The organism is Roseovarius sp. MMSF_3281 (assembly GCF_030733685.1).
In the GTDB taxonomy this organism is placed as follows: Bacteria; Pseudomonadota; Alphaproteobacteria; order Rhodobacterales; family Rhodobacteraceae; genus Roseovarius.
Window position 1 is genome coordinate 1 of sequence record NZ_JASHIM010000001.1, and the last position, 19,261, is coordinate 19,261.

Consider the following 19,261-nt stretch of genomic DNA (forward strand, 5'->3'; position numbering starts at 1 on the left):
GGGGCGCAGGGCGGGGTGGGCAGGCGGTCGAACCGGACGGGATTGCCTTGCGCCTCTTTCAGCGTGGCCCATGCGGTGGCGATCACGGCGGGTTGCGCGGCAAAGCGGGCCGGGTCCGTGACCACGGCGCGGGCTTCATTGATCTGTTGGGGAAGGGGGTGCATTGCGGTGCCTCCATCGGTTGTGATGGGGCCGAATGTCGTACATAAATAATGTACCGTCAAGAACATTGGTACATAAAATATTTACCCGAACATATACGTCGAAGAATCACTGCGCTATATTGGCGGTGTCGGAAGGGCGGGGCCGGAATTAAAAAGCCCCGCCGAAGCGGGGCGGAAAGGTGAATAAGATGGAAGGTTATCTGGTTGCGATATCGCTGTTTTTGTCGGGTATTTCGACAGGAGCGGGGATTGTGATTGTTTTGCTGGCGGCGCGCATAAGTCGGATCGAACAGGAAATGGTGAATATGTCGCTATCAATGGGGTCTCTAAAAACCGCGATCACGGCGGTTGCTTCCGAGTCCGGGGGGATATCAAAACCAAGCGAAACGCTGTTGCAGCGATCGTCCGGCGAAGATGGTTTTGGTGGGTGTGGCGTTTCGCCGTTTTCTTGTGGTGAATGAGCAAGGCGTTGTGAGCCTGACGGATCGGAGGCGGAGAGAGCGCGTACGGTGTGGCGTGTTTTGTTCCTGATGGTTAATCGCACCCATGCGCCAAGGTCGCCGTGGCTCATTATCTCGGCAAAAACCATCGGCTTGGTCGGCGGGAGGCTGTTGCGATAGGCTGCGATTGAAATAGTCGTGGCCACAATAGAGGTCAGCACAGGCACCCAGTTCGGCAAGCCATAAATTAGGCCTGAAAGAAAATCGAGCACAGATCAAACCTTTCCACCCTTCCAGATCAGCGCTGTTCTATGGAGTATTTGATATTCAAGCGATCTGGCGCTTCAACTCGCTCCAGGATGGTTAGCGCATATCCTTCAAAATAGGTAAAGCCAGCAGTTGGGAAGTTGTCGTTTCTAGCGACCATCGTCGTCCTCGCTATCATCGATGAGTATAATAGATACCACATAGCACGCATAGAATGCGAGGCAGAGCAGAAGGTGTGCAACACCAATCCATAAGAACGGATTGTCAAAAATAGACAGTGCGCCAAGAAGGAATGTAATTGGCCCTGTCGCGACAAGGGCTAGCCCAAAAATTAGGAACTCGAACAAGTGTTGAGACATGGCGGCCAAAATCTTCAACGTGTTTTTAGGCGCTGTTAATGCTGCGCTTAGAAACGCTCCACCGATCATTGCATAAGCAGCAATTAACACGGCCACAAAGATATCTATGAACGCCATTGCCTCCACGCTACGCCTTCCCTCCTCGGCTCCTCAAACCTTTCCGCCCTTCCAGATCAGCGCTGTTCTATGGAGTACTTGATATTCAGGCGATCCGGCGCTTCAATTCTCTCCAGAATGGTTAGCGCGTATCCTTCAAAATAGGTGAAGCCCGCAGTCAAAAAGTTGTCGTCTCCATCGTAGAGGCGGTAATTCATCTTGCCGTCTGCGCAGGTCATTGCGCCCGTCACCTTTAAGTATGATCCGCGAGTTGAGTAGTTGAAGTCTTCGATCTCGCATACGCCTGAAGCTTGATTTGCCATGGCGTCGTAACATTCGAGGCGCTTTTCGCTGTCAGTGATATCGGCGCACTGAGCAAGGGCGGGGTTTCCACCCAATAGCGCAATTGCAGCGGCGGCAAAGATAACTCTAATCATCATCATTTCTTTCTTTGTCGTGTTTCCAAATCCTTAAGGTGTTATCCACATCGCGCGCGCCTCGCGCCGTTGACGCCCTACATACTGCTCTCTTAGTCTGTGAGAACTTTTGAAGAACATTGGAGGGGTCCATGGGGGGGTATTTTGTGTTTGTTATTGGCCGTCCGCTTAGTCGCTGGGGTGTGAACCTGAACCTTGTGTTTGATCCTGTCCACTTTCTGTCTCGGAAAGCGTCTCAAAAAGGCGATCCTGAACATCGCCGGGAAGTTGGGAAAACTCACCACAAATCATGAAGTTAAAATCTATCCTGTGTTCTCGATACAGGTAAATCATAACCTTCCTGCTTGGGAGCGAGGATGCAGCTTCCGCATTGCTTATTGCCGCTTTGGTTAGCCCGGATTTCTTTCCAAGTTCAGGCTGGCTTAGGCCGATTGACTTTCGCGCAGCCCTAAGGCGGATTGCCGCGGCTTCCTTGCCGGTGTCGCCGGTGCGGGCGAGAGAGGCTTTCTCATCATAAGTCATGAGTGAATTATCAATCTGGGTACATGAAATGTGAACGTACATAATTTTTAACGCTTGAAAGTACATAAATTATGTACTAGCTTGCCGTTATGATGACCGTATCTGAAATCTGTACAACAATAGGCCGCAAGGAATTGGAGCGCGCTCTTGGGGTGTCCAAGGCGGCGATCAGCAATGCGGTTTCCAATGAAGCTTTTCCGCCGTCGTGGTTCGACGTGATCGAGGCCGAATGCGCTAAGCGTGATATCAATTGCGACCGCAGCCTGTTTGCGTTTCGGCGTGCGCCTCATGCCCCCGAGGACGCCGCATGAGTGGCGGGCCGTGGCATTCGGGGCCGGGGGTCGTGGTGCATGTGCATGGGTCATATCCCGAGCATGGCACGGGCCGGGGTGGCGATGCACCGCGCGATGTGTGCGGGCCATCGCCCGGACCTTTGGCCGGTTTTCCGCGCGAGGCGCATCAATCGGCGTTGTCTCGCGGGTCGGTGCCGCAGGCGGCTTTACCGGGCGCGCGCCCGGTGGCCGATCCGCACGAGGTGCAGCGCGCCATGCCCGAGTTGTGGCAAAGTTTCATCCGCGCCAATTTTTCCGATCTGCGCGCCGTGATGATGGCCTTCGGGGTCAGTGAGCGGGCGGCGCGAAAGTGGTGGAATGCCGAAGGCGGGGTGAACGGCGCTTACGTGGTGCATGCCTTCCGGCGTTGGCCCGACGCGGCGCGCGCGTGGTTGGAGGCGGCTTGATGGTGCGGCTGTTGTTATTGCGCGGTGTACGCCCGCAAGAGGCTCATGGCCGTGCTATTGGGGGTTTCTGCGCAGTCTGCGCGCAGGCGGATCAGGACGGTTTCGTGGTCGCCTCGGATGCCGGGGTTCGCGGCTTCAAATCCCATGAGGAACCCGAAGGCCAGGGCCATGTTCCCAATACCCTCCGGCGTGGCCGTGACGTTGTCGATGGTGGAGATCACTGCGGCGCAGGGTTCCGTCATAAACTGTTCTTGTACCGGGTGATTTTGAATCCCGTTTGTATTTTGGGCGCTGGCCGGAGCGGTGGCAATCATGATTGCAAGGGCCGGGGTGAGGGTTTTCATGGGCGGTCCTTTCCGCGTGATCGATCTGCGGTGGTCACTTTAAGCGCCATAAGCCCCTTGTCCATTGTGGCCATGGGGCTGTTCGGACTTTTGTCCGCACAAAGGGCCGCCCGATTGTTCGGGCTTTGGGCCGGTGGCTGCAAATTTGCAAATCTTGAGGTGATGGCATGACGGTTCAGGGCGAGGTTGTGCGGGCGAGTGCGGAAATCCCGCTGTTTAGCGATATGGGCGCGGATGAACTGGCGGCGGCCATGGATGATCCTTCGGCCCCGGCGCGCTGTCGTGGCTTGTGGGCCGGGGTGATCCTGCAACAGTGGACCTTGGTGTTCGATCCCTTGTCGCGGGATAGTGACGCCGTGCGATGGCAGGCGCGGGGGTGGTTTGGCGGGCCTGATTTTGCCATGGCCTGCGCCCTTGCGGGGTTTGACCCGGATCACGTTATGGAGGCGTTTCGCGTGCGCCTGGCGTTGGCCGAGGTGGCGGGGGATGGATTGCCCCTGCGCCCCGGTGGCAGGCGGCGCGGTGGAAACGACCGGGCGCGCGCGGCGCGGCGGCGCGAGGCGTTGACGGGCATGCGGGCCAAGGGGCTTTTGCCGCCGGTCGCCGTTCTGGCCCGGTCGTTTGACGTGAGCGTGGCGGTGATCCGCAGTGATTTCCAGATATTGGAATTTTCCGTCATTCGCGATTGCCGGAGGGTGGCGTGATGGCGCGCGGGGGGCAGAACAGATCAAGCGCCGTGATGGCGCAGCGGGCCGAGGCGCATGACAGCCTTGACGATTTCCCGACGCCGCCCTGGGCGGGCCGGGCGTTGTGCCAGTTCCTGCGCGGGCAGTTGTTGCAATACCTGCAATTGGTCGATGTGCGGGAGCCTGCGGCCAATCGCGGGCATCTTGTGCGGGTTCTGGCCGAGCATTTCCGCGAGGTTATTGCCTCGGATGTGCATGATTACGGGGCGGGCTTTCCGCTGCATGACTACCTGATGCCGGTGCAGGACGAGGTGCGCGTGGCGTGGACGATCACGAACCCGCCCTATCGGCTGGCCGAGGGGTTCATCGCGCGGGCGCTTGCGTGTTCGGGCGTCGGGGTGGCCATGCTGGTGCGCACCTCGTTCCTTGAGGGGGCAGGGCGGTTTACGCGGCTGTATGACGTGACTCCGCCCACCCATGTTTTGCAGTTTTCCGAGCGGGTGGTGATGCACAAGGGCACGCTGTCAGAGCATGGCAGCACCGCCACAAGCTATGCCTGGGTGATCTGGTTCAAGCCGCATATCGGCAAGCCCACGCAATTGCATTGGATCGGCACGGGGGCGCGCAAGCGCCTGACGCGGGCCGGTGATTACCCCGAGGATGGCATGGCCGTGATCGAGGGGGTGGTGGCCCTTTCGGCAGATTTGCAAGGCAAATCGCCTGACGGGCAACGCGCCCCTTCTGACGAAGGGACGCTTGCATGACGCAGCAGGAGCAATCCCCACAAGATCAGCGTATCTTGGAAGGTCTGTTTCCCGAGTGGAAGCCCCGGCCTGTCTGTGCGTGGGTGCGAAAATCAGGGCTTGGGCGGTCGCATCTGGTGTTGTCTGCGTTGAGCCTCATGGGCGGCACCGTGGAGCGGTTGGAGGCGGTCGGCGGCGAACAGGTCGTGCCGATCCTTCTGTGGTTTCGCGAGGATGTGCCGCAGGTGCGCCGCCGGATCGGCAAGGCGGCGTGGCGCGAGGTTCATCATTCCACGATCCACCACAACGGCAAGCGGCTGGCCCTGATGGTCAAGTATGGGTGGACTTTCGAGGAGGTCATGCAGGTGCCCGCATGGGCATGGCGGTATGTGACGGGGTGTTATGCGTCGGAGGCGTATTTTCGCCCGGCGGTTTTATGGGCAGTGTCTTGCCCCGCGCCGCATTCCGGCTCGGCTGATGCGCGAAGCGGCGCTGTCGAATCGAGGGTGACATTGTACTTAGATTCCGAGCAAATGTGCGTGTCGGTTAACCCCGCATGGTCAGAAGCACGGATGCGGCGCGAACATGACCGGGAGGCGATGGAGCAGGCCCGCGCCGATGCAGACCCCACCCCATGGGCGGAGCCTTGGGTGCATGAGGTGGATGGCTACCGCTTTACCCTTCTGCGTTCCGAGCGCGACTTTGCCGAGGAAGGGCTTTTGATGCGTCACTGCATCCGCAGTTACGCAAGCGCTGCGCGGCAGATGCGCACCGTGGTGTTGCGGATCGAGGGGGCGGAGCGCGGCACCTGCAATATGTTGACCAAGCCCTTTGTGCATCCATCGGGCGGTGTGGTGAGTGCCACGGTGCGGATCGACCAGGTGCAGGGATTTGCCAATACGTCGCTGACGAAGGCGGCGCGGGCAGCGGCCTTTCAGGCCTTCGAGGCTTACAATGAAAACCGATTTGCCACCGATTATCGGGGTATCCATGGGGGGCGCGTATGACCCCGCTGGACTACAAGCGCGCCACCGGCAAAGCGTCGCCTTTCGAGGTCAAACTGGCCTCGGTCACGTCATTGGATGAGTTGGACGGGTTCGAGCGCCGCGCGCGGGTCGATGGCAAGGTGAATGGCCGGGTTTCGGCGGCCATCGAAAAGCGCCGTGTGCAGCTTTCCAAGGGGGTGCGGCGATGAGTGGCGCGCGCGCATCCGCCCCCGGAAATGCCGTGGCACGGCGTTTGAGGCGATACGCATTGCCAGAAGGCAACGTGCAGATCGCGTTCAGTGGTGGGCGCACGTCTGCCTACATGCTGTTTCAGCTTTTGCGGGCCAATGGAACTTTGCCAGAACGGGTTGTTGTCACGTTCCAAAATACAGGTCTGGAAATGTGGCAGACGCTCGATTTCGTTCAGGAATGCGCGGATCGCTGGGGTGTTCCAATTGTTTGGCTCGAATATGCACCGCGCCGCGCGCTGAAACCGGAAGAATACGAGCTTGTCGAGCGCCATTTCGGGGCGGAGTACGCCGCGTTGTTCGCCGAATGGTGGGCGCGCAGTATGAACCCCGCCGGGTTCAATAGGGTGTCGCACAATAGTTGCGCGCGCGATGGTGAACCGTTCCTTGCCCTGATCCTTCTAAGGAAGTTCCTGCCGAACCAGAACAGTCGGTTTTGCACCACTGAACTTAAAGTCAGAACCGCCAAGCGATTTCTCATGTCGCTTGGCTGGGTTGAATGGATCAACTGCGTCGGCCTGCGCGCCGATGAGCCGCGCCGCATCAAGCCGGAAGGCGTGAAGTTCAAGGACCGCTGGACTGTCTGGCAGCCGCTGAACCATGCCGGTGTGACCAAGAGGATCGTGGCGCAGTTCTGGCGGGATCAACTATTTGATCTTCGCTTATCGAACATCAACGGAAATTGCTGGCTTGGGAACTGCAATGGATGCTTTCTCAAGAGCGAAGCTCATGTTGCGGCATTCCATCGTGACCATCCACAACTAGCGTGGTGGTGGGAGTGCGCGGAAAACCTCATTCAGTCGCTGTGGCCCGCGCTTTCACAGTGGCAGAGGCTGCGCCGGATCGTATCGGCAGATAGCGAGATCGCGCCGAAGCTACGCGAAGCATATGGACGGCCCGTTCCGTCTAGCGTGATCCGTGGCATGGTCGATCAGCCGCGATCAGCAGGCCAATTTTCGAAGCGATACGGACGGGCGGAACTAAGGCGGTTTGTTGAAAGCCAGGGCGATTGGATTTTCGACACAGAGGACGCGCTTTGTCAGGCGCGCGGAGGTGAGTGCGTTGGTTAGATCGCATGGCACCCGTGCGCATTTCGAGGTTGAGCCGTTTCGTGTCTTTGCCGAGCCGGAATTGACCGCCGCGCCGCCTTGGGTGCCGGGGGTTTGTTTCAATCCGTGCTGCGGCGCGCGCTTCACCCCGGCGCGCGAGTGGCAGATTTATTGCGGTGCGGCTTGCGAGGCCTTGGTGAAGGCCGAGTTGCGCCGGTGGGGCCATCGCGCGGCGCTGCCGCTGCTGGTGTGGCGCATGGGGAAATATCAGACCAAGGGGCCAGTGGGGGATCGCACCCGCGCGGCCCGTCGCTACATCACGCATCTGCAAAGCGCGTGGTGGGCCGAATGGCAGGCAAGGGGGCAGGAATGAGCGCGGCGCGTGAGCGGGTCACCCATGGCCGGATCATCGAGCAGGAAAATTGGCGGGGTATGCGGTGGGGCTGGATGGAGAGCGTGCGGCGCGATACCAGTTTGAGCGCCACCGCGCGGCTTGTGGCCGATATGCTTGCCTTGGATTTCGTCAACGTGCGCACCATGCGGTGTGACCCGTCGCATGGTGAGATTGCGGCCATTCTGGGCAGTTCGAAAGACACCGCAAAGCGCGCCGTGAATGACCTGATCAAGGCGGGTTGGCTGGTGCGGGATGCCGGGATCGGACGGGGCAACAAATCGTCTTATGGCTTTGTCAGCCGGGCGCAGGTTGTGCCGATAAAAGGGGGCAAAAATGCACCCCCAAAAGGGGGCAATGGTGCCCCCTTATCCGCATCCCAAAAGGGGGCAAATTTGCCCGGAAAAGGGGGCAAAAATGCATCGGGCCATAATATAGCTAAACCATGGAAAAACCATGGCGCGGGCGCGGGCGCAGACACGCGCGCGGGCGTAGGCGCGCGCGAGGGGCGCGTGAGTGACAACCCGATGGTCCAGCGCGATGCGCAGCGGGCGGTGGATAATTTCAGGGCAGGTCAGATCGGCGCTTTCGATGAGGTTCAGCCATGGATTTGGGAGCATGTTCTGGGCGCTGGTCTGCTGACCGATGAGGAGCGCGAAGCGGTAGCGGCGCGCATGGCAGAGAAAGGGGGCAAGTGATGGAAGGTGAGGCGCTAAGAGAGGGCAAGGCGCGGGTGTGGGCCGTGCTGATCGAGCCTTTGAAAGAGCGGGGCATGGTGCGCCCCCGGTCGATGAGCGTGGCCGATGAGGCCGCAATGCTGGACCGGGTGGCGGCGCGGCTGGCCTATATGAGCGTTGATGCCTTGGAGGCCTTGGCCGAGGTGGTCGAGGCAAACGCCACCGGCAAGGGGCGCGATTGCTGGCCGAAGGAGGTGTCGATTTCCAACTGGGCGCGGCGTATTCAGGCCCCGCCCGTGACGGTCAGCCGCCTTGTGCGCAGCTACATTCAAAGCGAAGGCGGCAAGGCGGCGCAGGCCGGTGGCTATCTGGCCGAACTGTTTTCTTATCTGCGCAAGCATGGCCGCCCGCCCACGCCCTATTGCCTCGATGAAATGCGGCAGGCCGCCGACGCGAACCGCAGCCGCCGGGCGCGGATCGAGCGCGAGGCGGAAAGGGGGTTGGCCAGTACCGCCGACCTGGCATGGCTTGAGGGCCATGTTCGGGCGCAGGAGCGGGCGCAGGAATTGTTCGACGCGAAGGGCGGTGCGGCATGAGCGGGGCGGAGCGGTTGAAGGCCGAGGGAATCGCCAAGGTGCGGGCGTACGAGGCCAGGCGCGATAAGCTGGCAGCGGAGGAGGCGGCGCGCGTTTGGGAGGTTTTCAACAAGGGGCATGTGCCGCCGGAATGCGGCCCGGAAATTCCCCATGCCCCGGCGCGCGGGACGATCCAAGTCTTTCAGGACGTCACCCTTTACCCCGATGGCGAGGATGGTTGGAAGGCTGAGTATTCTGGCTATCGCGGGCGAAGTGCCCTGCGCGTCGGCGATGCCTTTGACGTGATGCATGCGAAGGCGCGTAAGGTGCTGTTTTCGCCTGGGCAGGTGGCCATGGGGCGCTTCTACGCGGCCTTGTTCGAGGCCCATGCCAGCGCGGGGGTTCAATGTTCCTCGCTTGAGGGGCGCGTGGATCGTGGCGGCGGTGGCGGTGGTGAGTTCATCGACGCGGTGTTGCGGGATCGTGAGCGTCTGGACATGCTGCGCGCCCGGATCGGCGGCGGCGTGGCCATGCAGGTGCGCAAGCAGCGGCCCTCGGCGGTGGGGTCGCGGCGATTGATCAGTGATCGGGATTTGGTTGATGCGGTCTGTATTCACGAGCGCACCTTGGCCGATGTTCTCAAAGCGCATGGTTGGACCAAGACGGGCAAGTCGGTGGCCGCCCTGCGAGGGGCCTTGCGCGATGCGCTGGACCGGATGATGGGGCCGCAGCCGGTTTCGCGGGTGCAGGCGGTGGAATTTTGAAAGGAGATCGAAGATGTATGGAATATTTTACGGGCTATTGCTCATGGTCGCATCTGGTGTGTTTGTCATGGCATTCGCGCCCGATGCGCGGCGCAGCGATGACAGCGGGGTTCTGGATTTCGTTTTTGGGTTCGTTTTCGTGACCGGCCTTTTCTTGGTTGTCGTTAGCGCCTGTGAGTTGATCTGGTGACGGATAACCGGCTGCATAACGATTGCGATGGCGGGGCCTGTGTGGCCTGTGCCGAGGATGCCCGGCGGGCCAAAGGGTGGCGTGGTGCGGCACTTGGCGAAGAAAATTGCGCGCGGGTTCGGGCGTGGTTATCCACCCACCTCGGCGGCACAAATCGCGAGTGTGCGCAGGCACTTGGGCTATCCGAGGCGGCGGTTGGGCGGCATGTTCGGGTGATCCGGTCGGAATGGACGAATCACAAAATGCTTGACAATTAGGACACCGAATCACTACCCCTTGTGTCATCATCTACAAATGCGCCCACGGGAAACCGGCGGGCGCTTTTGCGTTGCGGGGGTTGGTCGTGGGTTGCGCCGCCCCGCATCCCCCGCCCGGCGCGTTGCTGTGTCCTTGTCCCTGCTGGCTGTCTGCCCGCCGGGCGGGTTTCAAGCAAAGAGGGTTTCAATGGGAAAGCTGGCTGGTCGCGGCCTGCCTTCGCGGCTTGGGTCTGTTGCATCAAGGCCGGGGCGCGCGGCGGGTCAGTCGCAGGTTGATCTAGATCGGCAGCGCAGTCAGGCGCAGCCGTGGCGAAAGTGGTACTACACCAAGCGTTGGCGTGATCTTAAAGCGAAGATTCATGCACGCGATGGTTACATCTGCTGTCAGACCGGGGTTCTATTGTCTGGGCGTAAGCATGCGCCGGATAGCCCGGTGCTTGATCACAAGGTGCCGCACCGGGGTGATCCTGCGTTGTTCTGGGATGAAACGAACCTGCAAACGGTCAGCAAGCAGTGGCATGACAGCGTAAAGCAAAGCATGGAGCGGCGCGGCGAGGTTTAAGGGGGGGTGGGTCAAAAGTCCAAAAACCCCAGAAACCCAAACCGGCAGCATTCTCAGTCGGAGGTTTTTTTTCTATGGCGGTGAATTTTGACCTGTTGGGTGATCCCATTCCAGATGGTCGGGGTAAAGCGGGTCGCACCGGCCATGTTCCGACCAAAGAAAATGCAAGCAAAATCAGGGTGTTACTGTTGGCCGGAATGGCTGTGGGTGATATTGCAAAGCATTTGGGTATTTCCGCGCCCACGCTGCGCAAGCATTATTTTCATTCCGGCAAGGTAAACGCGCGGCTTGCCCAAAAGATGGCGCTTTCGGAAACGCGTGCCAGGAACATGATCCGGCTGCAAGAGCAGGCAGACAAGGGCAACGTGGCCGCGATCAAGGAAATGAACCGGATCACCGATAAGATCGAGCGCGAGATTATCGAGCATGAAATGGCCGATGATCCAAAGCAGGAATCCATCGGGGTCAAGGCGCAGCGCGCTTTGGACGCGAACTCGGCAGAGGATGATCTGAGCGCGGAATTGGACAAAGAGGCCAGCCGTGCCTTTAGACCACACTGAAGACTTGCCCCGCTTTGCCTGCCCGGATTGGTGGTCAAAGATCAAGGCTGGTCAGACGCCTATGGCCGATGTGCCGGTCAATGAAGAAAAGGCCCGCAAGGCGCTGGCGTTTTTCAATCGTTTGCGCCTGCCAGATGTGGCGGGCAACCCCCTTATGCGGGACGCTTGCGGAGAGTGGTTTCGCGACGTGCTGGTTGCCTTTCTGGCCAGCGAATGCCCGGAAACCAAAGATCGCTTGGTTTGGGAACTTCTTTGCATGGTGCCAAAGAAAAATTCCAAGTCCACTTACGTGGCGGCCTTGGCGCTAACGGCGCTTTATATGGAGGATACACCAAACGCCCAAATGCTTTTGATCGGGCCAAGCCAAAACATTTCGGCACGGTGCTTTGATCAAGCTCAAGCCATGATCCGGCTGGACCCGCAGTTGGTGAAGGTTTTTCATATCCAAGATCATCTCAAGCGGATTAGCCGCTATTCGACTGGCACAAGCCTGGATGTAAAAACCTTCGATACCAAGATCGTCACCGGGGAAATCCCGATCCTGACGATCATAGACGAGTTGCACGAGTTGGGAAAAAAAGCGGGTGCGTTGCAGGTGATGCAGCAAATTCGCGGCGGTAGCATCACCACCACGGGCGGCCAGCTTTTGATGATCACCACGCAGTCGGACAAAGAGCCGACCGGCATTTGGCGGGCCGAGTTGGAAAAGGCGCGCGCCATCCGAGATGGCAAGGCCGGGGCGCAACCAATCATGTTGCCGGTGCTGTACGAGTTCCCAGAGGCATTGCAAAAGAAGGAAAGTTTTTGGCGCAAGCGGTCCAATTGGGATTTCGTGTTGCCCAATCTTGGCAAGTCAGTCAGCCGCAAGCGGCTGGAACAGGATTATGAAAACAACGGTAGCACCTCGCCCGAGGCGGAGCAGATTTGGGCGAGTCAGCACCTCAATATCCAGATCGGTCTTGGCCTGCATTCGAACCGATGGGTTGGGGCGGATTACTGGACGCGGGCCGCGCGCCCGGAAATGGACCTAGACCACCTTTTGGCGGTTTGCGAGGTGGTCGTGGCCGGTGTCGATGGCGGCGGTCTTGACGATTTGTTGGGGCTGGCAGTGACCGGGCGTCATGCCGAAACAAAGCAATGGCTGCATTGGGGGCGGGCCTGGGCGGATCGCGACGTTCTAAAGCTGCGCAAGTCAATTGCGCCTGAGTTGCTGGACCTTGAGCAAGCGGGCGATCTGGTCTTGGTCGACAATATCGAGGATGAGGCAAACCCGGAGATCGTTGATCTGTGCTGTCGGATTCGCGATGCGGGGTTGTTCCCCGAGCAAAACGGGATCGGCATGGACCCCGAGGGGGTTGGATCAATCATCGATGCGCTGGTCGATGCCGGGTTCTGTATCGAGGATATCGCGTCGATCAGCCAAGGCTACAAGCTGAACGCGGCGATCAAAACGGCCCCGGTCAAACTGAAAAACGGTACGATGCTGCATTGCGGCCAGCAACTCATGAGTTGGTGCGTGGGCAACGCCAAAACCGAATCGCGCGGCAACGCCGTAATCGTGACCAAGGCACAAAGCGGCACGGCCAAGATCGATCCGTTGATGGCCTTGTTCAATACGGTGATGCTGATGAGCTGGAACCCGCAAGCGCCAGTAAAAAAAGACTTGTCGCAATTTCTTAACAACCCGGTGATGAACGTATGATCAACCTGATGCGCGCCGCGTTTCGCGGCATCAAAGCGGAATTGTCCGCCGGGGAATCCGGGTGGGTCGCCTTGTCGGGCGAGCAACTGTTTAGCGATTTTGGCCTTCTGTCAAATGCTGGAACAACGGTGTCATCGGAAACGGTTTTAAAGCTTTCCTCGGTTTGGGCATGTGTCAGTCGCACGGCGCAATTGATCGCCACATTGCCATTGGACCTGATGGAAAAGCAGCCCGATGGTAGCCGTGAAAGGATCGATAATGATCTGGCGCGCATCCTGACGGTAAAGCCGAATGGTGTTCAAACCTCGGTCGAGTTTTGGGAGGGCGTCGTGGCCCATGCCCTGTTGCGCGGCAACGGCTACGCCGAAAAGCTGACCATCGGGCCGCGTCTGGTTGGGTTGCGCCCGCTTCTGTCGGTTGTTCCCCGGCGTCGTGGCGACGGGCAGTTTGATTACCGTGTGACCGAAAACGGCAGGGCCTACACCCTGCCCGCCGAAAAGGTGCTTCACCTGCGCGGCTTCGGCGGCGGCGATGGGCTTGGCCTGTCTGCGGTCAAATACGGGGTGCAATCTTTTGGCGCAGCCTTGGCGGCGGATAACACGGCATCGACCGTCTTTGATAACGCAATGATGCCTTCGGGTGTTTTGCAGTCAGACCAGATTTTGACGCCCGAGCAGCGCGACCAATTGCAGGCGATGATCACGACATATTCGGGGTCAAAGAAAGCCGGTAAAATCATGACGCTGGAAGCGGGGCTGTCCTTCGATCAGTTGCAAATGAACCCCGAGGATGCGCAGCTTTTGGAAACCCGGCGTTTTCAGGTCGAGGATATTTGCCGCTGGTTTGGCATGCCGCCGATCATCATCGGCCATGCCGCCGAAGGCCAGACGATGTGGGGGACCGGCGTCGAAAGCATCATGCTTTCTTGGCTGACCACGGGGATCAACCCGATGCTGCGCCGGATCGAGGCGCGGATGAATGCCGATCTTATCCCGGTCGGAAAGCGTGGTCGCTGGTATTTCGAGTTTAACCGCGAGGCCATGTTGCAGATGGACAGCAAGTCCAAGTCTGAATTCATGGCCAAGATGGGCCAATCCGGCACCATGACTGCAAACGAGCGGCGCGAGAAACTGAACCTGCGGCGGCACCCGGACCCGGCGGCGGATGAGTTGCTGGCGCAAACCGCCTTGGCCCCACTCAAGGATCTCGGAAAGGATGAGACATGAAACGCGATTTGCCAAAAGTCGAGGTCGGCGCGCGCCCCGGTGTGCGCAGCGATATTAGCCTGACAGCCCTCAATCGTTGGAGTCCCGACTTGCGGGCCGAGGCGAATGACGATGCCAGCATTTCCATCCTTGACCCCATCGGGGCGGATATCTGGGGCGATGGGGTCACGGCCAAGCGCATTGCGGGCGCGCTGCGATCCATCGGGGATCGCCCGGTCACGGTGAATATCAATAGCCCCGGCGGCGATGTTTTCGAGGGGTTGGCGATCTACAACCTTCTGCGTGAGCATAGCGCCGAGGTGACGGTGAAAGTGCTTGGCCTTGCGGCAAGTGCGGCATCGGTGATTGCGATGGCGGGCGATCAGGTGCGCATCGGTCGCGCCGCGTTCTTGATGATCCATAACAGTTGGGTTTTGGCCATGGGGGACCGGAACGCCCTGCGCGAGGTGGCCGATTGGTTGGAGCCTTTCGACACCGCCTTGGCGGATGTCTACCACGCGCGCACCGGGATCGATGCCGCCAAGCTGTCGACCATGATGGACCAAGAGACTTGGATCAACGGCCAGGGCGCGGTTGATCAGGGCTTTGCCGATGACCTGTTGGCGGCGGATCAAATTACCGTTGATGGCGATGCAGAGGCGGCCAAGGCCCTGCGCGCCGAAAAGCAATTCGACATTCTCGCAGCGCGGGCCGGGCTTCCCCGAAGTGCGGCGCGCGATCTTCTGCGCGAAGTCAAAGGGGGTATGCCGGGCGCTACCCCAACCCACATGCCCGAGGCTGTGGATATCGTGGCGGAGATCAATGGACTCCGCGCATCCCTGAAAACCTGAAAAGGAGCAATCACTATGAAACGTGATGCAATGGCCGCCCTCGCGGCCCACAATGCTGCGCGCCCGGTGGGCGTGCTGATGACCCCGCGTGCGGAAGCGACGGGCGATGTTGCCCAAGCCTTGACCGGCCTGAAAAACGATCTGTCGGAGGTTCGCGAAAACCTGATGCCGAAGGCCGAAAAGGCCCTCAAAGACGCAGAGCGCGCGGGCCGCGTCAGCGAGGATACCAAGGCCGAGTTGGACAAGCTGCTGGTCACCTTCAATGAATCAACTCAAAAGGTGTCGAAACTTGAAGGCACCCTTGAGGCCCTTGAAACCCGAAATGCCGATCTGGAACAGGTTGTGGCGCAGGGCCGGGGGGGCGGTGGCGGTGCGGCGACGACCGTGGGCGCAACGGTTGCCGAGGCCGATGATCTCAAGGCATGGGTTGCCAACGGTATGCCGGGCAACTTCCGCACTGATGTGAACGCAGCGATCACTACCGCCGGTGGGTCGGGCGGTGGCCTGATCTGGTCGGATCGCGATGAGGTGCCGGTGAACATGGCGCGGCGTCAATTGCGCATTCGCGACCTTTTGGACGTGGTGCAGACCGGCGCGGGCGTTATCGACTACACCAAGCAGACCACCCGCGCCAATGCGGCGGCGGCTGTTGCCGAAGAAGGTGCCGCGCCGGAATCCAGCTATGGCTGGACCAAGGCGCAGGTGATCGTGAAAAAGATCAGCCATGTCACGCATATCTCGGATGAGGCCTTGGCCGATTCCGCGCAGCTTGCGGGCGAGATCGATGGCGAATTGCGCTATGGTCTGGACCTTGCCGAGGAAAATCAAATCCTTGCTGGCGATGGCACGGGTGAAAACTTGTCGGGCCTCATTACCGATGCCACGGCCTTTTCGGCGGCGGCGGGCCTTCCCGATACTGACCGGATCGAGCGACTGCGCCTTGCGGTGTTGCAGGTTGTGCTGAATGACTATGCCGCCGATGGCATGGTGCTGAACCCGGCGGATTGGGCGGCCATTGAATTGCAGCGCGAAACCGCGACTGGCAAATTCATCATCGGTGGCCCGGATGCCCCGGCTGGCCCGGCGCTGTGGCGCTTGCCGGTTGTCGAAAGCAATTCGATGACGGCGGGGAGTTGGCTTGTGGGTGCGATGCGCATGGCGGCGCGTCTTTATGACCGCATGGAAACCGAGGTGCTGATTTCCTCGGAGCATGGCACCAACTTCGTGGATGGTATGAAAACCATGAAGGCCACCAAGCGTTTGGCCTTGGCGGTACGCCGTGCGCCTTCGCTTGTGACGGGCGACTTCACCTTCGCCTAATCGGCGGGGCGCTTGAGGACACGACAGAAGGGGGCGGCGATCATCGCGGCCCCCTCATTCATTCAATGAGGATAAGACCATGGCGAAAGTCACTGTTTTGATGAACCGCACGCAGCTTACCAAGTTTGGCATGCTGCATGCCGGTGTTGGCTATACCATCGATTGCAAAACCCCGGACGATGAAAAGGTGCTGAAAAACCTTTTAAATAAGGAATTCGCGGTTGAAACCAGCGAAAAGGAACTGCGTGAGCGCGGTGCGAAGCTGAATGCGGCGGCGGGTTCTGATGCTGACGCCAAGGCGAAGGTCGATGCCGACGCCAAGGCGAAAGGCTAAGACCTGATGTCAATCGTGGAATTGGGGCAGGTCAAGCAACATCTGGTCATCGAGCATGATGACGATGACCAGTTGTTGCAGGGCTATATCGATGCAGCGGAGGGCTTTGTGGGTGATTATCTGCGCCGCGACCTTGGCGCGGATTATCCGCAAGGCTTGCCTGCCCCCGTGGTGTCCTCGGTGATGATCTTGGCGGCCCGGTACTACGCGGATCGGGAAGCGGCGGAAATGGATGATCTGCCTGCATCGATCAAGATGATGCTGGCCAATTACCGGGTCTTTCTGTGATGGCCCCCGGTAAGCTGTCCGAGGCTTTCGTCTTTGATGCGCCAAGTGGCGGCAAGGACGCTTTCGGCGGCCCTGCGGTTGGTTGGTCCGAGCAGTTCGAGCGCCGCTGCGCCGTGATCTATCAGAAAGGATCAGAGGCGGTTGAGGCAGCGCGCTTGGCGGGCCGCGCGGTGTTCAAGGTCAAACTGCGCAATGACAGCGCCACCCGGCAAATCACCACCGATTGGCGGGCGCGGGACACGAGGCGCGGCGATCTGTCGGGGGAATTTCCCGGCGTTGAATACAACATTGTCGAGGTCGACGCGATCACGGATCGCGCTTGGGTTTACCTGGTGATCGAGGGGCCGGTGGTCTGATGTCCGTCAACATGAAATTTGAGGGTGGCCGCGACATCGAAAAGGCGCTGGCCGAATTGGCGGCGGGCACCGCGAAGGGCGTGGGGCGGCGGGCGCTGAAAAAGGAATTGCAGCCCGTCGCGTCCTTGGCGAATGCGCTTTGGCCGGGATCGGATGACAAGGTGTTTCGGGTCACATCGCGCATTGCCGGGGGCCAGCGGGGCGATAGTCACGCGCGGCGCGGGCGCAGCGTGATCAACATGTTCGTGGGCGCGCCGGGTGGGGCCAATGGCACCCCCGAGGCGCATTTGATCGAGTTCGGCACCGGCCCGCGGTACACGAAAAACGGATCGTTTCGGGGGTCGGTTGCGCCGCAGCCGATGCTGCAACCGGCGTGGGATGCCTACAAGGGCCAGATGCTTGATGGGCTTGGAGAGCGGCTTTGGGATGAAATCCAGAAGACGCAAGCGCGGGCGGCGAAAAAGGCGGCAAAGGGGTGACGTGATGGCCAAGACGGTTCTTTCAATCCAGGTGAAAAGCAATGTCGATGCGCTGGCCAGGGCGGTTGGTGCGATGCAGGCGCATTTTGAAGCCGCGCCCGATGATGACCCGGCCAAGTGCGCGATGATCGCTTTTGGCGAGATTGACGCCAAGCGCCATATCCAGACCGATGCCCGGTTCGAGGATGGGGTTTGCCACGTCACCCTTTCGATGTGTCCCGAATTGCAGGCCATCGCGGATATGGTGGCGGGCTGATGGAGGAGCATCTTTACACCCTGCTTTCCGGCGCGGTGAGCTTTCCCATTGCGTGGGGCACGCTTGGCAGCGGCACGTCAACGCCGCGCGCGGTGATGTTCCGCACAGGCGGGCGGCGCGACATGCATCTGAAGGGCAAGGGCCTGATGATGGGCCGGGTGCAGATTGATTGCTACGGCAAGACCTATCTGGAGGCGATCACGGCTAGCCGCGAGGTAAGGGCCGTTCTTGAGGGGTATCGCGGCGGTCCTGTTCTGGGCGCGTTCCTAGAAATCATCCGCGACACCAAAGACGATGACACGCAGCTTTTGCACGGCGTGTCTTTGACCTTCTCGATCACCTATCGAGAGTAACCCGCCGGGGTGCCCGGCTTTTATCGAAAGGAAGAAACGATGCCTGAAACGCAAGCTAATATCGGGTATGACTCGGAGTTCGCCATTGGCGACGGTGGCGATCCCGAAACCTTCACCGCGATTGCCGAGGTGGTCAGCATCACCCCGCCCGGACTGACCCGCGATAAAGAGGAGGCCACCCACCTCAAATCGCCTGACAAGTACAAGGAATACGTCATGGCGCTTTTTGACACCGGCGACGTAAGCCTGACCTTGAACTGGGTGCCTTCGGAAACCGACACGCTTTTTGACGCGTTCCATGCCGACCCCGGCAATATGCAGATCACCTTCCCCAACGGCGTGCGTATGCAGTTCGTCGGGGCTTTTGCTGGGTATGAAACACCGGAGTTGTCGCCAATTGGAAAAATGGAGGCCACCGCAACCGTCACCCGGACAAGCGGCAAGCCCCAGCTTCTAGCCGCAGAGTGAGGTGAGGCATGGGCAAGGTAACGGGTAAGACCACCGTCGCGGTGGATGGCACGAATTACACGCTGTTCTTGGGGTTTTCGGGTTTGGCCGAATTGCAGGAAAAGCACGGTCAGGATTTCCTAGCCAAGCTGACGCCGCCCGAAGGGGCCGGGGAGGCGTGGGTGCCGCCGATGGCGATCATGCGCGATATCATCTTGGAGGCCTTGCAGCGGCATCATGGGGATGAAGCGGATCGTTGGTTGGCTGACGATGTTTTCGCGGCTGACCCCGAGGCCGTCGGTTCGTTGATCGAGGCATCATTCCCCGATGAAGGGGAAGGCGGGGCAAAGGGCGCACCGGCGGGAAACGCGAAGGGGCCGGGGAAAAAGCGGCCCTAGATATCCCGAGCCTTCTGGAAAACTACATCGCGGCGGGCCTTGATCCGGCGCGGTTCTGGACCCTCACACCACGCATCTACCTGATCGAAATGAAGGGGGCCGCGCGCCGCCTTGAGGTCGAACGGTCGCATGTGTGGTGGGGGGCCATGATGCCCCACCTGAAGAACCCGCCGAGTTTGGCGGATTTCGTGGGCAGTAAAGCGAAACCCAAAAAGC

The 19,261-nt window shown here is 59.9% G+C and carries 31 protein-coding genes; 26 read left to right on the top strand and 5 right to left on the bottom strand.

Annotated features, from left to right (window positions below):
• Positions 1-360: 360 nt before the first annotated feature.
• The 4 genes from RBB32_RS00005 to RBB32_RS00020 form a co-directional block, all read right to left on the bottom strand.
• Positions 361-876, bottom strand: a complete 516-nt coding sequence (locus tag RBB32_RS00005; RefSeq protein WP_306150615.1) for a hypothetical protein — start codon at positions 874-876, stop codon at positions 361-363.
• Positions 877-1,020: 144 nt separating this feature from the next.
• The gene (locus RBB32_RS00010; protein ID WP_306150616.1) at positions 1,021-1,356 is read right to left on the bottom strand and encodes a hypothetical protein; all 336 of its coding nucleotides are present in this window, start codon (positions 1,354-1,356) and stop codon (positions 1,021-1,023) included.
• Positions 1,357-1,403: 47 nt separating this feature from the next.
• Positions 1,404-1,763 (bottom strand): hypothetical protein, encoded by a 360-nt coding sequence (locus tag RBB32_RS00015; RefSeq protein WP_306150617.1) that lies wholly within the window; start codon positions 1,761-1,763, stop codon positions 1,404-1,406.
• A gap of 168 nt (positions 1,764-1,931) precedes the next feature.
• On the bottom strand, positions 1,932-2,285 hold the full coding sequence (locus RBB32_RS00020; RefSeq protein ID WP_306150618.1) for a helix-turn-helix transcriptional regulator: 354 nt from the start codon (positions 2,283-2,285) through the stop codon (positions 1,932-1,934).
• An 89-nt stretch (positions 2,286-2,374) separates the two neighbouring features.
• On the opposite strand from RBB32_RS00020, the gene RBB32_RS00025 reads away from it, so the two are divergent.
• Together RBB32_RS00025 and RBB32_RS00030 are read left to right on the top strand one after the other, a co-directional pair.
• A complete protein-coding gene (locus RBB32_RS00025; RefSeq protein ID WP_306150619.1) occupies positions 2,375-2,596 on the top strand; it encodes a hypothetical protein in 222 nt (73 codons plus the stop codon).
• On the top strand, positions 2,593-3,024 hold the full coding sequence (locus RBB32_RS00030) for a hypothetical protein (RefSeq protein ID WP_306150620.1): 432 nt from the start codon (positions 2,593-2,595) through the stop codon (positions 3,022-3,024). Before RBB32_RS00025 ends, RBB32_RS00030 begins: the two co-directional genes overlap by 4 nt.
• A gap of 14 nt (positions 3,025-3,038) precedes the next feature.
• Here RBB32_RS00030 and RBB32_RS00035 read toward each other — a convergent pair whose 3' ends face one another.
• The gene (locus tag RBB32_RS00035) at positions 3,039-3,368 is read right to left on the bottom strand and encodes a hypothetical protein (protein WP_306150621.1); all 330 of its coding nucleotides are present in this window, start codon (positions 3,366-3,368) and stop codon (positions 3,039-3,041) included.
• A 167-nt stretch (positions 3,369-3,535) separates the two neighbouring features.
• Between RBB32_RS00035 and RBB32_RS00040 the strand changes: the two genes are divergently transcribed.
• From RBB32_RS00040 to RBB32_RS00155, 24 genes are all read left to right on the top strand, one after another.
• On the top strand, positions 3,536-4,072 hold the full coding sequence (locus RBB32_RS00040; protein WP_306150622.1) for a hypothetical protein: 537 nt from the start codon (positions 3,536-3,538) through the stop codon (positions 4,070-4,072).
• Entirely contained in the window at positions 4,069-4,818 is a 750-nt protein-coding gene (locus tag RBB32_RS00045) for a hypothetical protein (RefSeq protein ID WP_306150623.1), read from the top strand. The genes RBB32_RS00040 and RBB32_RS00045 overlap by 4 nt, the downstream gene beginning before the upstream one ends.
• The gene (locus RBB32_RS00050) at positions 4,815-5,804 is read left to right on the top strand and encodes a PcfJ domain-containing protein (RefSeq protein WP_306150624.1); all 990 of its coding nucleotides are present in this window, start codon (positions 4,815-4,817) and stop codon (positions 5,802-5,804) included. The genes RBB32_RS00045 and RBB32_RS00050 overlap by 4 nt, the downstream gene beginning before the upstream one ends.
• Positions 5,801-5,992, top strand: a complete 192-nt coding sequence (locus RBB32_RS00055; RefSeq protein ID WP_306150625.1) for a hypothetical protein — start codon at positions 5,801-5,803, stop codon at positions 5,990-5,992. The genes RBB32_RS00050 and RBB32_RS00055 overlap by 4 nt, the downstream gene beginning before the upstream one ends.
• A complete protein-coding gene (locus RBB32_RS00060) occupies positions 5,989-7,101 on the top strand; it encodes a hypothetical protein (protein WP_306150626.1) in 1,113 nt (370 codons plus the stop codon). The genes RBB32_RS00055 and RBB32_RS00060 overlap by 4 nt, the downstream gene beginning before the upstream one ends.
• Positions 7,094-7,453 (top strand): hypothetical protein, encoded by a 360-nt coding sequence (locus RBB32_RS00065; protein ID WP_306150627.1) that lies wholly within the window; start codon positions 7,094-7,096, stop codon positions 7,451-7,453. The genes RBB32_RS00060 and RBB32_RS00065 overlap by 8 nt, the downstream gene beginning before the upstream one ends.
• Complete coding sequence (locus RBB32_RS00070; protein WP_306150628.1) at positions 7,450-8,169, top strand: helix-turn-helix domain-containing protein; 720 nt, start codon at positions 7,450-7,452, stop codon at positions 8,167-8,169. Before RBB32_RS00065 ends, RBB32_RS00070 begins: the two co-directional genes overlap by 4 nt.
• Positions 8,169-8,744, top strand: a complete 576-nt coding sequence (locus tag RBB32_RS00075; RefSeq protein ID WP_306150629.1) for a hypothetical protein — start codon at positions 8,169-8,171, stop codon at positions 8,742-8,744. The genes RBB32_RS00070 and RBB32_RS00075 overlap by 1 nt, the downstream gene beginning before the upstream one ends.
• Positions 8,741-9,487, top strand: a complete 747-nt coding sequence (locus RBB32_RS00080) for a hypothetical protein (RefSeq protein ID WP_306150630.1) — start codon at positions 8,741-8,743, stop codon at positions 9,485-9,487. The genes RBB32_RS00075 and RBB32_RS00080 overlap by 4 nt, the downstream gene beginning before the upstream one ends.
• Positions 9,488-9,500: 13 nt before the next feature.
• On the top strand, positions 9,501-9,677 hold the full coding sequence (locus tag RBB32_RS00085) for a hypothetical protein (protein ID WP_306150631.1): 177 nt from the start codon (positions 9,501-9,503) through the stop codon (positions 9,675-9,677).
• A 444-nt stretch (positions 9,678-10,121) separates the two neighbouring features.
• Positions 10,122-10,496 (top strand): HNH endonuclease, encoded by a 375-nt coding sequence (locus RBB32_RS00090; protein ID WP_306150632.1) that lies wholly within the window; start codon positions 10,122-10,124, stop codon positions 10,494-10,496.
• A 197-nt stretch (positions 10,497-10,693) separates the two neighbouring features.
• Complete coding sequence (locus RBB32_RS00095; protein WP_306150633.1) at positions 10,694-11,056, top strand: hypothetical protein; 363 nt, start codon at positions 10,694-10,696, stop codon at positions 11,054-11,056.
• Entirely contained in the window at positions 11,037-12,758 is a 1,722-nt protein-coding gene (locus RBB32_RS00100; RefSeq protein ID WP_306150634.1) for a terminase large subunit domain-containing protein, read from the top strand. Before RBB32_RS00095 ends, RBB32_RS00100 begins: the two co-directional genes overlap by 20 nt.
• A complete protein-coding gene (locus RBB32_RS00105) occupies positions 12,755-13,984 on the top strand; it encodes a phage portal protein (protein ID WP_306150635.1) in 1,230 nt (409 codons plus the stop codon). Before RBB32_RS00100 ends, RBB32_RS00105 begins: the two co-directional genes overlap by 4 nt.
• Positions 13,981-14,814, top strand: a complete 834-nt coding sequence (locus tag RBB32_RS00110) for a head maturation protease, ClpP-related (protein ID WP_306150636.1) — start codon at positions 13,981-13,983, stop codon at positions 14,812-14,814. Before RBB32_RS00105 ends, RBB32_RS00110 begins: the two co-directional genes overlap by 4 nt.
• A 15-nt stretch (positions 14,815-14,829) precedes the next feature.
• Complete coding sequence (locus RBB32_RS00115; protein WP_306150637.1) at positions 14,830-16,134, top strand: phage major capsid protein; 1,305 nt, start codon at positions 14,830-14,832, stop codon at positions 16,132-16,134.
• Positions 16,135-16,234: 100 nt separating this feature from the next.
• Positions 16,235-16,468: a hypothetical protein gene (locus RBB32_RS00120; protein WP_306150638.1), complete on the top strand. Its 234-nt coding sequence runs from the start codon at positions 16,235-16,237 to the stop codon at positions 16,466-16,468.
• Between the two features lie 6 nt (positions 16,469-16,474).
• Positions 16,475-16,756 carry a head-tail connector protein gene (locus RBB32_RS00125; RefSeq protein ID WP_306150639.1) on the top strand — a complete coding sequence of 94 codons (282 nt, stop codon included), beginning with the start codon at positions 16,475-16,477 and terminating at the stop codon, positions 16,754-16,756.
• Complete coding sequence (locus RBB32_RS00130) at positions 16,756-17,112, top strand: head-tail adaptor protein (RefSeq protein WP_306150640.1); 357 nt, start codon at positions 16,756-16,758, stop codon at positions 17,110-17,112. The genes RBB32_RS00125 and RBB32_RS00130 overlap by 1 nt, the downstream gene beginning before the upstream one ends.
• A complete protein-coding gene (locus RBB32_RS00135; RefSeq protein ID WP_306150641.1) occupies positions 17,112-17,591 on the top strand; it encodes a hypothetical protein in 480 nt (159 codons plus the stop codon). The genes RBB32_RS00130 and RBB32_RS00135 overlap by 1 nt, the downstream gene beginning before the upstream one ends.
• Before the next feature lie 4 nt (positions 17,592-17,595).
• On the top strand, positions 17,596-17,847 hold the full coding sequence (locus RBB32_RS00140; RefSeq protein ID WP_306150642.1) for a hypothetical protein: 252 nt from the start codon (positions 17,596-17,598) through the stop codon (positions 17,845-17,847).
• Positions 17,847-18,200 (top strand): hypothetical protein, encoded by a 354-nt coding sequence (locus tag RBB32_RS00145; protein ID WP_306150643.1) that lies wholly within the window; start codon positions 17,847-17,849, stop codon positions 18,198-18,200. The genes RBB32_RS00140 and RBB32_RS00145 overlap by 1 nt, the downstream gene beginning before the upstream one ends.
• A 39-nt stretch (positions 18,201-18,239) precedes the next feature.
• Positions 18,240-18,668, top strand: a complete 429-nt coding sequence (locus tag RBB32_RS00150; protein WP_306150644.1) for a phage tail tube protein — start codon at positions 18,240-18,242, stop codon at positions 18,666-18,668.
• Positions 18,669-18,676: 8 nt separating this feature from the next.
• Positions 18,677-19,045 carry a hypothetical protein gene (locus RBB32_RS00155; RefSeq protein WP_306150645.1) on the top strand — a complete coding sequence of 123 codons (369 nt, stop codon included), beginning with the start codon at positions 18,677-18,679 and terminating at the stop codon, positions 19,043-19,045.
• Positions 19,046-19,261 lie beyond the last annotated feature (216 nt).

Excerpts from the sequence above, each read along its gene's own strand:
- RBB32_RS00090 (WP_306150632.1), top strand. The coding sequence starts at position 10,122 with ATGGGAAAGCTGGCTGGTCGCGGCCTGCCTTCGCGGCTTGGGTCTGTT.
- RBB32_RS00140 (WP_306150642.1), top strand. The coding sequence starts at position 17,596 with ATGGCCAAGACGGTTCTTTCAATCCAGGTGAAAAGCAATGTCGATGCG.
- RBB32_RS00080 (WP_306150630.1), top strand. The coding sequence starts at position 8,741 with ATGAGCGGGGCGGAGCGGTTGAAGGCCGAGGGAATCGCCAAGGTGCGG.
- RBB32_RS00035 (WP_306150621.1), bottom strand. The coding sequence starts at position 3,368 with ATGAAAACCCTCACCCCGGCCCTTGCAATCATGATTGCCACCGCTCCG.
- RBB32_RS00050 (WP_306150624.1), top strand. The coding sequence starts at position 4,815 with ATGACGCAGCAGGAGCAATCCCCACAAGATCAGCGTATCTTGGAAGGT.
- RBB32_RS00115 (WP_306150637.1), top strand. The coding sequence starts at position 14,830 with ATGAAACGTGATGCAATGGCCGCCCTCGCGGCCCACAATGCTGCGCGC.
- RBB32_RS00150 (WP_306150644.1), top strand. The coding sequence starts at position 18,240 with ATGCCTGAAACGCAAGCTAATATCGGGTATGACTCGGAGTTCGCCATT.
- RBB32_RS00125 (WP_306150639.1), top strand. The coding sequence starts at position 16,475 with ATGTCAATCGTGGAATTGGGGCAGGTCAAGCAACATCTGGTCATCGAG.
- RBB32_RS00105 (WP_306150635.1), top strand. The coding sequence starts at position 12,755 with ATGATCAACCTGATGCGCGCCGCGTTTCGCGGCATCAAAGCGGAATTG.
- RBB32_RS00040 (WP_306150622.1), top strand. The coding sequence starts at position 3,536 with ATGACGGTTCAGGGCGAGGTTGTGCGGGCGAGTGCGGAAATCCCGCTG.
- RBB32_RS00085 (WP_306150631.1), top strand. The coding sequence starts at position 9,501 with ATGTATGGAATATTTTACGGGCTATTGCTCATGGTCGCATCTGGTGTG.
- RBB32_RS00110 (WP_306150636.1), top strand. The coding sequence starts at position 13,981 with ATGAAACGCGATTTGCCAAAAGTCGAGGTCGGCGCGCGCCCCGGTGTG.
- RBB32_RS00070 (WP_306150628.1), top strand. The coding sequence starts at position 7,450 with ATGAGCGCGGCGCGTGAGCGGGTCACCCATGGCCGGATCATCGAGCAG.
- RBB32_RS00095 (WP_306150633.1), top strand. The coding sequence starts at position 10,694 with ATGGCTGTGGGTGATATTGCAAAGCATTTGGGTATTTCCGCGCCCACG.
- RBB32_RS00060 (WP_306150626.1), top strand. The coding sequence starts at position 5,989 with ATGAGTGGCGCGCGCGCATCCGCCCCCGGAAATGCCGTGGCACGGCGT.
- RBB32_RS00120 (WP_306150638.1), top strand. The coding sequence starts at position 16,235 with ATGAACCGCACGCAGCTTACCAAGTTTGGCATGCTGCATGCCGGTGTT.
- RBB32_RS00020 (WP_306150618.1), bottom strand. The coding sequence starts at position 2,285 with ATGACTTATGATGAGAAAGCCTCTCTCGCCCGCACCGGCGACACCGGC.
- RBB32_RS00130 (WP_306150640.1), top strand. The coding sequence starts at position 16,756 with ATGGCCCCCGGTAAGCTGTCCGAGGCTTTCGTCTTTGATGCGCCAAGT.
- RBB32_RS00135 (WP_306150641.1), top strand. The coding sequence starts at position 17,112 with ATGTCCGTCAACATGAAATTTGAGGGTGGCCGCGACATCGAAAAGGCG.
- RBB32_RS00015 (WP_306150617.1), bottom strand. The coding sequence starts at position 1,763 with ATGATTAGAGTTATCTTTGCCGCCGCTGCAATTGCGCTATTGGGTGGA.
- RBB32_RS00155 (WP_306150645.1), top strand. The coding sequence starts at position 18,677 with ATGGGCAAGGTAACGGGTAAGACCACCGTCGCGGTGGATGGCACGAAT.
- RBB32_RS00055 (WP_306150625.1), top strand. The coding sequence starts at position 5,801 with ATGACCCCGCTGGACTACAAGCGCGCCACCGGCAAAGCGTCGCCTTTC.
- RBB32_RS00145 (WP_306150643.1), top strand. The coding sequence starts at position 17,847 with ATGGAGGAGCATCTTTACACCCTGCTTTCCGGCGCGGTGAGCTTTCCC.
- RBB32_RS00075 (WP_306150629.1), top strand. The coding sequence starts at position 8,169 with ATGGAAGGTGAGGCGCTAAGAGAGGGCAAGGCGCGGGTGTGGGCCGTG.
- RBB32_RS00025 (WP_306150619.1), top strand. The coding sequence starts at position 2,375 with ATGATGACCGTATCTGAAATCTGTACAACAATAGGCCGCAAGGAATTG.
- RBB32_RS00030 (WP_306150620.1), top strand. The coding sequence starts at position 2,593 with ATGAGTGGCGGGCCGTGGCATTCGGGGCCGGGGGTCGTGGTGCATGTG.